Consider the following 10,358-nt stretch of genomic DNA (forward strand, 5'->3'; position numbering starts at 1 on the left):
AACACCTTGGACAACCCTACTGAAGTCATCCACAGCGACCTGCGCGGCCAGACCGTCGTGATCACCGGCGGCGCCAAAGGCATCGGCTTTTCGACCGCGCAAGCCTTTGTGCGCCAAGGCGCGCGCGTTGCGCTGCTGGACATGGACGCGGCCGCCCTGGATGCGGCGGTGGCCGAACTGAAGGTGGCCGGTGGCGACGCCATCGCCGTGCAGGCCTCGGTTACCGACGCCGAGGCCGTCGAACGCGCCTTCGCCCAGGTCGAACAGACCTGGGGCCGCATCGACGTGCTGGTCAACAACGCCGGCATATCCGCCAACAAGCCCACGCTGGAAGTTACCGTGGAGGAATGGCGCCGCGCGGTCGACATCAACCTGACCGGCGTGTTCCTGTGCGCGCAGGCCGCCGGCCGCCGCATGGTGCCGGCGGGCTCGGGCAGCATCATCAACCTGGCCTCGATGTATGGCGTGGTGGCGGCCCCCGACCGCGCGGCCTACTGCGCGACCAAAGGCGCGGTGGTGCTGCTGACGGAAACGCTGGCCGTGGAATGGGGCCCGATGGGCGTGCGCGTCAACGCGCTGGCGCCCGGCTATGTCGAAACCGACCTGGTGCGCGACCTGGCGGCGCGCGGCCGGCTCGACCCCGAACGTTTGAAGCAACGCACCCCGCTGCGCCGCATGGCGCAGCCGGCCGAAATGGCCGACCTGGCGGTTTTCCTGGCGTCGCGCCAGGCCGCCTACATCACCGGACACACCCTGGTGGCCGACGGCGGCTGGAGCCGCTACAGCTACCTTTAACCGCATCGACGCTTAAAAATACTCTGGAGATTCACTCATGGCCACCTACCAACCGCTTGAGTCCCAAGCGCCCTGGCGGCAACTGACGGTCGACGCAAAGGACTGGCAGCAGGCGGACCCCGCCCTGCTCGGCACCATGCTCACGCAGTTGCACTGGATTCGCGCCTTTGAAGAGGCCGTGCTGGACCTGGCCGCCGAAGGCCTGGTGCACGGCCCCGCGCATTCGTCCGTGGGACAGGAAGGCGGCGCCGTCGGTTCGGTGCTGGCGCTGGGCGCGGGCGACCAGATCAACGGATCGCACCGTGGCCACCACCAGTTCCTGGCGAAGGCGCTGCAACACGTCGCCCCGCTGGGTCTGGACCCGCGCAATCCGCTCACGCCCGCCATCGACGACGTCCTGCAAAAGACGCTGGCCGAAATCATGGGGCTGGCCCAGGGCTTTTGCCGCGGCCGCGGGGGCAGCATGCACTTGCGCTGGCTGGAGGCGGGCGCGCTGGGCACCAACGCCATCGTGGGCGGCGGCGTGCCGCTGGCCGCCGGTGCGGGCTGGGCGCACAAGCACGCTGGCACCGACCGCGTGGCAGTGACCTACTTTGGCGACGGCGCGGTGAACATCGGTTCCGTGCTGGAAACGATGAACCTGACCGCCGCGTGGAAGACCCCGCTGTGCTTCTTCATCGAAAACAACCGCTACGCCGTCTCGACCACGGTGGAAGAGTCCACCGCGGAACCGCGCCTGTCGGCGCGCGGCCTGGCGTTCAACATCCCGTCGTGGAAAGTGGACGGCATGGACCCGCTGGCCGTGCACCTGGCCATGTCGGAAGCCGTGGCGCACATGCGCGCCGGCAACGGCCCGACGATCGTGGAAGTGGACGTGTACCGCTTCTTCCACCAGAACGGCCCCTTCCCCGGCAGCGCCTTCGGCTACCGCACCAAGGACGAGGAAGCGCAATGGCGCCGCCGCGATCCGCTGGACAAGATCGCAGCTGAAATGATCGGCCGCGCGCTGATCACGCAAGCCGACGTGGACGCGCTGCGCCAGCGCTGCAAGGACGTCATGAAGGACGTGTGCGGCCGCCTGACCGAAGCCGCAGACGGGGGCAAACGCCGCGTGCGCGCAGACCTTTGGCCCCGCCCCGACTTCCGCGATGTGGGCCTGCGCAGCGACGGCGCCGAATTGGCCGGGCTGCGCTACCAGGACGTCGACGGCTACGGCGGCGACAAGGTCGAGCGCAAGTTCGTTGACGCCGTCGCCGACGTGCTGGACCGCCGCATGGAAACCGATGCCGGCGTGGTCGTGCTGGGCGAAGACGTGCACCGCCTGAAGGGCGGTACCAACGGCGCCACGCGCGGCCTGAAAGACAAATACCCCGACCGCGTGCTGGGCACTCCGATTTCCGAGAACGCCTTCGCCGGCCTGGGCGGCGGCCTGGCGATGGACGGCCGCTACAAGCCGGTGGTTGAATTCATGTACCCCGATTTCATGTGGGTCGCGGCCGACCAGATCTTCAACCAGATCGGCAAGGCGCGCCACATGTTCGGCGGCGACATCGACGTGCCCTTCGTGCTGCGCACCAAGGTCGCGATGGGCACGGGCTACGGCTCGCAGCACTCGATGGACCCGGCCGGCATCTTCGCCACGGCGCCGGGCTGGCGCATCGTGGCCCCGTCCACGCCTTTCGAATACGTGGGGTTGATGAACACCGCGCTGGCCTCCAAGGACCCGGTGCTGGTCATCGAACACGTGGATCTGTATGCGTCGTCGGGCGACGTGCCCGCCGGCGATCTGGACTACGCCATTCCGTTCGGCCGCGCCCGCGTGCGCCGCGCCGGCAGCAAGGTCACCATCCTGACCTACCTGTCGATGGTCAGCCGCGCGCTCAAGGCCGCCGAGGAAGCCGGCGTGGACGCCGAAGTGATCGACCTGCGCACGCTGGATCGCGCCAGCCTGGACTGGGACACCATCGGCGCCAGCATCCAGAAAACCAACAACGTGCTGATCGTCGAGCAAGGCGCGCGCGGCACGTCCTACGGCGCCATGCTGTCCGACGAAATCCAGCGCCGCTACTTCGACTGGCTGGACCAACCGATCAAGCGCGTCACCGGCGGCGAAGCGTCGCCCAGCATTTCGAAGGTGCTGGAACGCGCGGCGTTCGCGGATACCGAGGAAGTGCTGGCGGGCCTGGCCGACGTGCTGGCGGATCTGGGAGAACAGGCATGAGCGCGCTGCAAATGACCGTGCCGATGGAAGTCGGCATCTGCTGCAAGAACCTGGACGCGTTGCTGACGTTCTATACGGATGTGGTCGGCTTGACGCTGGTCAACCGCGTGAGCGTGCCCGCCGACAAGGCGCGCGCCACCGGGCTGACGGTGCATGGCTACGACGTGGCGCGCCTGCAGACGTCCTACGGCGAACGCATCAAGCTGCTGCAGCCCAGCACGGCGCCCGAAGCCGCCGTGCGCGGCGCGGCGATCCTGGACCGCCAGGGCGCCACCTACCTGACCTTCATCGTGCGCGACCTGGCCGGCGTGGTACGCGGCCTGCAATCCAAGGGTGTCGTGTTCGACAGCGCCCCCGCGCCGATGGAAGTGCGCCCCGGCACCTGGCTGGCGTTCTTCCGCGACCCCGAAGGCAATGTGCTGGAACTGGTCGAATACGACGACCCCGCCGCCTACCGGCCCGATCTGGCCATCGCCGCCGAAAACTAGGACGAACATCGTGGCACACCTTATCAAGCTCCCCTCCGTCGCCGCCGATACGGCAGGCGGCAATTTGCATCAGTGGTTGAAGAAAGAAGGCGACAAGGTCGCCGTCGGCGACGCGCTGGCTGAAATCGAAACCGAAAAAGCCATCGTCGAAATCAACGCCGAATACGCCGGCGTGCTGGGCCGCATCCTGGTCCCGGCCGGCGCCGCCTCGGTGCCGATCAATACCGTGATCGGCGTGCTGTTGGCCGACGGCGACGACGCCTCGGCGATCGACCGCGCGCTGGCCGAACACGGCGGACCGGCGGTGGCAGCCCCCGTTGCTGCGCCGGCTGCCGCAGGATCCAGCGCCGCGGCGCCAGCTGCCACGGTAGCGACCGCCGCGGTATCGACCGCCGCAGCGCCGGCTGCCGCAGCATCGGCCGCCGCAGCATCGACTGCCGCCCCCTCTACCACCGCCGTGCCGGGCGGGCGTCTGTTCGCCAGCCCGCTGGCGCGCCGCCTGGCCGCGCAATGGCATGTGAATCTGCTGGAGGTGGCGGGCACCGGCCCGCACGGCCGCATCGTGCGCCGCGACGTCGAAGCCGCGCGCGACCGTGCTCCGGTAGCGGCCGCACCGTCGGCCGGCCGCCCCGCTGCACGCCGCGTGCCGCATACCGGCATGCGCCGCGCCATCGCTCGCCGCCTGACCGAAAGCAAGCAGAACGTGCCGCACTTCTACCTGTCGGTGGATTGCCGGATGGACGCCCTGCTGGCCCTGCGCGCGCAAGCCAATCAGGGCGGCGCGGTGAAGCTGTCGGTCAATGACTTCATCGTGCGCGCCGCCGCACTGGCGCTGCGCGAAGTGCCCGAAGTGAATGTCAGCTGGCACGAAGACGCCATTGAATACCACGCAGGCGCCGATATCTCGGTGGCCGTCGCGACGGATGGCGGCCTGGTCACGCCCATCGTGCGCGACGCCGACATCAAGTCCCTGTCGGCCATTGCCGGCGAAATCGTCGAGCTGGCCGGACGCGCCAAGATCAACCGTTTGAAGCCCGAGGAATTCACGGGCGGATCGCTGACGGTCAGCAATCTGGGCATGTACGGCATCAGCCAGTTCGCCGCCATCATCAACCCGCCGCAGGCCGCCATTCTGGCGGTGGGTGCCGCCGAACGCCGTCCCGTCGTGGGCGACAACGGCGAACTGGTCGCCGCCACCGTCATGACGGTAACGCTGTCGGCCGACCACCGCGCGGTGGACGGCGCCGTCGGCGCGCGCTGGCTGGCTGCGTTCCGCACGTTGATCGAAAACCCCGTGCGCATTCTGCTGTGAGCCCGGCCATGACGAAAACCGTGTTTGACCTGATCATCGTCGGCGGCGGCCCCGGCGGCTACGTCGCCGCCATCCGCGGCGCGCAACTGGGCATGTCGGTCGCCCTGGTAGAGCGTGCTGAACTGGGCGGCATCTGCCTGAACTGGGGCTGCATTCCCACCAAAGCCCTGCTGCACAGCGCCACCGTGCTGCGCGCCTGCCGCGACGCCGCGCACTATGGCGTGACCGGCGCGGGCGAGGCCCGCCCCGACCTGGGCGCGATGGTGGCCAGGTCCCGCAAGGTGGCGGGCCGCCTGGGCCAGGGCGTGGCGCACCTGATGAAAAAGAACGGCGTGACCGTGTTCGCCGCCAGCGCCAAACTGGCCGGATCAGGCAGGCTGGCGCTGGATACCGGCACGACGCTGTCCGCCAAGCACATCATCCTGGCCACCGGCGCGCGTGCCCGCGAACTGCCCGCGTTGCCCGTCGGCGAGCGCATCTGGGCGTATCGCCAGGCCCTGGCGCCGGCTGAGATTCCGAAGTCGCTGCTGGTGGTGGGCGCGGGTGCGATCGGCGCGGAGTTCGCCAGCTTCTACCGCGCCATCGGCGCCGACGTCACCCTGATCGACATGACGCCCGAAATCCTGCCGCAGGAAGACGCCGAGATCTCGCAACTGGCGCGCAAGGCATTCGAAAAGCAAGGCATCCGCGTGTTGACGCAATGCGCCGTCACGGGGTCCACCCTGACCGCCACGGGCGTCAGGGTGTCGCTGGCGCAGCAAGGCAAGCAAACAGACCTGGACGTTGACCGCGTCATCGTCGCGGCCGGCATCGTCGGCAACGTCGAAGGCCTGGGCCTGGAGAACACCCGCGTGAAGGTCGACAAGACCCACATCGTCACCGACGCCCAATGCCGCACCGGCGAACCCGGCGTCTATGCCATCGGCGACGTGGCCGGCGCCCCCTGGCTTGCCCATAAGGCCAGCCACGAAGGCGTGCTGTGCGTGGAAGCCATCGCCGGCCTTCCCACCCACGCCATCGACCCGCTACGCATCCCCGCCTGCACGTACTCGCACCCGCAAGTCGCCAGCATCGGCATGACCGAAGCCCGCGCTCGCGAACACGTCAAACACTCGGGCGGCGAAATCCGTGTCGGAAAATTCACCTTCGCCGGCAACGGCAAAGCCATCGCCATGGGCGAAGACCAGGGCCTGGTCAAGACCGTGTTCGATGCAAAGTCGGGAGAACTGCTGGGCGCCCACATCATCCATCCTGAAGCGTCCGAGCTGATCACGGGCTACGGCGTGGCAGCCTCGCTGGAAGCGACCGAAGAGGACTTGATGCAGACCATCTTCGCGCACCCGACCCTGTCGGAAACGCTGCACGAATCCGTGCTTTCTGCGTTTGGCAGGGCGCTGCACGCGTAGACGGCACGATGGGTTGCGGGCGTGCAACCCATCGCCCTACACGCGCCCCGCGAAGAAATCCAGGAAGCACGCAATGCGCCGCGACAGCTGCGTATTGCGGTGATACACCGCATGCATCGGTTGCAGGTAATCGCTGTACACGCCTTCCATCACCTTCACCAACCGTCCCGCCGCGATGTCTTCACGCACCACGAAGTCCGACAGGCACGCGATGCCCACGCCGCGCAGCGCCAGCAGCCGTTGGGTTTCGCCACTGGATGTCGCCAGCGTCGGCGTCGCCAGATAGCTGGACCCGCCAGCATGCTTGAGCGGCCACACGTTCAGGCTCTCGGGATGGGTGAAGCCCAACACTTCGTGGTCCGCCAGGTCCTCCACCGTCTCCGGCGCCCCGCGCCGCGCGATGTATTCCGGGCTGGCCATCATCCAACGCGGCGCGGGCCGCAACGGCCGCGCATGCAGCGTCGAATCCGTCAGCGGACCCATGCGAATGGCGATATCGGTGCGATGTTCCATCAAGTCCACGATGCGATCGTTGCTGGTCAGCTCCAGCGTGATCTCGGGATACTGCTGCCGGAACTCCCCCACATGCGGCACCACGCAATGCAGCATCACCGGCACCGACGCATCCACCCGCAAACGCCCCGCCGGCCGCTGATGCACCATCCGCATGCATTCCTCCGCCTCTTCCAGCGCCGCCACGATCTGACGCGCCTTAGGCAGGAAATGCGCCCCCTCCTCCGTCAACTCCATCCGCCGAGTCGTGCGGTTCAAGAGGATGACGCCCAGGTCTTCTTCCAACCGCGACAACCCCCGGCTAACGCCTGACGCAGTCTGGCCAAGCACCTCCGCCGCAGCGCTCATCGAGCCAGCGTCAACAACGCCAAGAAACACGCGCAACGCTTCAGAGTTAAGGGACATGATGGCTCCAGACGGGACTGACGCCATTTTATGGCAGCCCGCCCCCCACCACGCCAGATGCCGCCACAAACCACTACGCCCAAACAACGCGTATGCCGAATGCGGCCGCCCGCGCGGCCGAATGAGGCGGGCCCCGCAAACCTCGTCAGTAAACAGCGCTCCAGCAGCGCGCAAACCAAGACGACGCAGGCCCCACGAAGATCCAAACACACCCACAACACCCGCCCCCGGGTACCCGCAAAAAAAAAGCGACGCAATAAGCGCCGCTTCTTCCACCTAAAAAAAATCAGAAAATCACCGCTTGCCCTTCTGCTTCAGCTGCGACAAATCCCGAACCGCACCGCGGTCCGCCGACGTCGCCAACGCCGCATAAGCCTGCAACGCCTGCGACACGACTCGTTCGCGGCCCACCGGCTCCCAGCCGTCCGCCCGCGCATCCATCGCCGCGCGGCGACGCGCCAGTTCTTCGTCCGACACTGCCAGATGCATCTTGCGGTTCGGGATATCGATCTCGATCACATCGCCTTCTTCCACCAGGCCGATCGTGCCGCCTTCCGCCGCTTCCGGCGACGCGTGCCCGATCACCAGCCCCGACGAACCACCCGAAAAACGCCCGTCCGTGAACAGCGCGCACGTCTTGCCCAAGCCCTTGGACTTCAGATACGACGTCGGGTACAGCATCTCTTGCATGCCCGGACCGCCCTTCGGGCCTTCGTAGCGGATCACCACCACGTCGCCCGCCACGATCTTGTCGCCCAGGATGCCTTCCACCGCATCGTCCTGGCTTTCGAACACGCGTGCGCGGCCCGTGAAGACCCACTGCGACTCGTCCACGCCCGCCGTCTTCACAATGCAGCCCTTCTCGGCCAGATTGCCGTACAGCACTGCCAAGCCGCCGTCCTTGGAATACGCGCTTTCCTTGCTGCGGATGCAGCCCGTCTTACGGTCCGTATCCAGCGTCAGGAACGTCGCGTCCTGGCTGAAAGCGACTGTCGTCGGGATGCCGCCAGGCGCCGCGCGGTAGAACTTTTTCGCTTCTTCGCTTGCGTCGCCAGCCACGTCCCACTGCTTGATGGCGTTGCCCAGCGTGCCGCTGTGCACGTTGCCGCAAGACAGATCCAGCAGGTCGGCGCGCGCCAGTTCACCCAGGATGCCCAGGATGCCGCCGGCGCGGTGCACGTCTTCGATGTGGTATTTGTCGGTGGCAGGCGCCGCCTTGCACAGGCACGGCACCTTGCGCGAAATGCGGTCGATGTCGGCCATCGTGAAGTCCACGCCCGCTTCCTGCGCCGCGGCCAGCAAGTGCAGCACGGTGTTGGTCGACCCCCCCATCGCCACGTCCAGCGCCATCGCGTTCTGGAACGCGCTCTTGGTGGCGATGTTGCGCGGCAGGACCGATTCGTCTTCTTCCACGTAGTAGCGGCGGCACAGGTCCACGACCAGACGGCCGGCCTGCTCGAACAGGCCCTTGCGCCACGCGTGCGTCGCCACGATGGTGCCGTTGCCCGGCAACGCCAGGCCGATGGCTTCGGTCAGGCAGTTCATCGAGTTGGCGGTGAACATGCCGGAACAGGAGCCGCAGGTGGGGCACGCGCTGCGTTCCACTTCGGCCACTTCGGCGTCCGAGACCTTCGGGTCGGCGGCCTTGATCATGGCGTCGATCAGGTCGATCTTGGCGATGACCGTGCCGTCGGTGGGCGACTTGACCTTGCCCGCTTCCATCGGGCCGCCGGACACGAACACAACCGGGATGTTCAGGCGCATCGCGGCCATCAGCATCCCCGGGGTGATCTTGTCGCAGTTCGAAATGCAGACCATGGCGTCGGCGCAGTGCGCGTTCACCATGTATTCCACCGAGTCGGCGATCAGTTCGCGCGACGGCAGCGAATACAGCATGCCGCCGTGGCCCATGGCGATGCCGTCATCGACGGCGATCGTGTTGAATTCCTTGGCGACGCCGCCTGCGGCCTCGATCTCTTTGGCCACCAGCGCGCCCAGGTCGCGCAGGTGCACGTGGCCCGGTACGAACTGCGTGAACGAGTTCACTACCGCGATGATCGGCTTGCCGAAATCGCCGTCCTTCATGCCGGTGGCGCGCCACAGGGCGCGGGCGCCGGCCATGTTGCGGCCGTGGGTCGATGTGCGGGAACGGTAGTGCGGCATGATTTGTCTCGAGTGCTGTTAGCGTGGCGGCAAAACGGTAAATAATACGCTGGATCGGGGCGGCGCTGCCCGGTGGCGGCCTCCGATGCGGTTCTTGGCCATCAGGCGGACGCCTCGCCGCGGGCCGCGAACACGCTGGGCGGTTCGCCCACCGCGCGGCGGAACATCGCCGCAAACGCGCTGGGGCTGTCGTAGCCCAGGTCCAGCGCCACGTCCAGCACCCGCGCGCCGCGCGCCAGCCGCTCCATGGCCGCCAACAGCCGCGCCTGCTGGCGCCAGCGCCCGAACGTCATGCCGGTGTGGCGCACGAACAAACGATGCACCGTCTTGGGGTCCACTCCCAATTCGCGGGCCCATTCCGCCGCCCCCGCCTGCCGCTCGGGATGGCGCACGATGGCGCGGCAGATGCGCGCCAGCCGCGGCTCGGACGGTTGCGGCAAGTGCAGCGGCAACACGGGTTCCTGGCGCAGTTCGTCCAGCAGCAGCATCATCAGGCGGCCGTCGCGCGTGTCGGGCGCCCAATCCAGCGGCACATCGGCAGCGGCCACCATCAGTTCGCGCAACAGCGGCGAAATCGACAGCACGCAGCATTGCTCCGGCAGATGCGCCGCGGCGCCGGGTTCGACGAACACGGTGCGCATGCGCGGTTCCCCGCTCATGCGGATGCCGTGCGGCACCCAGGCGGGCACCCATACCCCGCGCGTCGGTGGCACGATCCAGATGCCGGCATCGGTATCCACCACCATCACCCCGGAAATCGCATAGAGCAACTGCCCTCGGCGGTGCCGATGCCGCCGCACACGATGGCCATCTTCGTAATCCACCGCCAGCCCCGCCACCGGCCGCTGCGACGATTCGTAGGGGAACAAATCCACATCGGCGGGAGAGCGCGTATTTGCGGTCGGCGGGGAAGACGGGATGTCCATTTTGCGATGGTTACTGCCTGGATAGCGTTAGACGGTCTTTCCCAGTGTACCTACCATCCCCGAATCCCTGCTGAATCTCTTTGACGCCCACCGCCACCAGCTGCTCGAACATGCGCAGCTTGCGGGCTC

8 protein-coding genes are annotated in these 10,358 nt (G+C 67.4%); 5 read left to right on the forward strand and 3 right to left on the reverse strand.

Going from position 1 to position 10,358, the window contains the following annotated elements:
- The first annotated feature begins 6 nt into the window (after window positions 1-6).
- From CQ050_RS29015 to lpdA, 5 genes are read left to right on the forward strand one after another with little or no spacing between them, the layout of a single operon-like run.
- Window positions 7-795, forward strand: a complete 789-nt coding sequence (locus tag CQ050_RS29015; protein ID WP_105560295.1) for an SDR family NAD(P)-dependent oxidoreductase — start codon at window positions 7-9, stop codon at window positions 793-795.
- A gap of 37 nt (window positions 796-832) precedes the next feature.
- Complete coding sequence (locus CQ050_RS29020; protein WP_105560296.1) at window positions 833-3,016, forward strand: thiamine pyrophosphate-dependent enzyme; 2,184 nt, start codon at window positions 833-835, stop codon at window positions 3,014-3,016.
- Window positions 3,013-3,504 (forward strand): VOC family protein, encoded by a 492-nt coding sequence (locus tag CQ050_RS29025; protein WP_105560297.1) that lies wholly within the window; start codon window positions 3,013-3,015, stop codon window positions 3,502-3,504. Before CQ050_RS29020 ends, CQ050_RS29025 begins: the two co-directional genes overlap by 4 nt.
- Window positions 3,505-3,514: 10 nt before the next feature.
- A complete protein-coding gene (locus CQ050_RS29030; RefSeq protein ID WP_105560298.1) occupies window positions 3,515-4,816 on the forward strand; it encodes a pyruvate dehydrogenase complex dihydrolipoamide acetyltransferase in 1,302 nt (433 codons plus the stop codon).
- Window positions 4,817-4,824: 8 nt separating this feature from the next.
- A complete protein-coding gene (gene lpdA / locus CQ050_RS29035; RefSeq protein WP_105560299.1) occupies window positions 4,825-6,222 on the forward strand; it encodes a dihydrolipoyl dehydrogenase in 1,398 nt (465 codons plus the stop codon).
- Window positions 6,223-6,258: 36 nt separating this feature from the next.
- On the opposite strand, the gene CQ050_RS29040 is transcribed toward lpdA, so the two are convergent.
- The 3 genes from CQ050_RS29040 to CQ050_RS29050 form a co-directional block, all read right to left on the reverse strand.
- Complete coding sequence (locus CQ050_RS29040; protein WP_105560300.1) at window positions 6,259-7,140, reverse strand: LysR family transcriptional regulator; 882 nt, start codon at window positions 7,138-7,140, stop codon at window positions 6,259-6,261.
- 294 nt (window positions 7,141-7,434) lie between these two features.
- On the reverse strand, window positions 7,435-9,303 hold the full coding sequence (gene ilvD / locus CQ050_RS29045) for a dihydroxy-acid dehydratase (RefSeq protein WP_105560301.1): 1,869 nt from the start codon (window positions 9,301-9,303) through the stop codon (window positions 7,435-7,437).
- Between the two features lie 101 nt (window positions 9,304-9,404).
- Complete coding sequence (locus CQ050_RS29050) at window positions 9,405-10,229, reverse strand: helix-turn-helix domain-containing protein (protein WP_105560302.1); 825 nt, start codon at window positions 10,227-10,229, stop codon at window positions 9,405-9,407.
- Between the last annotated feature and the right edge of the window lie 129 nt (window positions 10,230-10,358).

It is taken from the genome of Achromobacter sp. MYb9 (assembly GCF_002975275.1).
Taxonomy (GTDB): Bacteria; Pseudomonadota; Gammaproteobacteria; order Burkholderiales; family Burkholderiaceae_B; genus Achromobacter.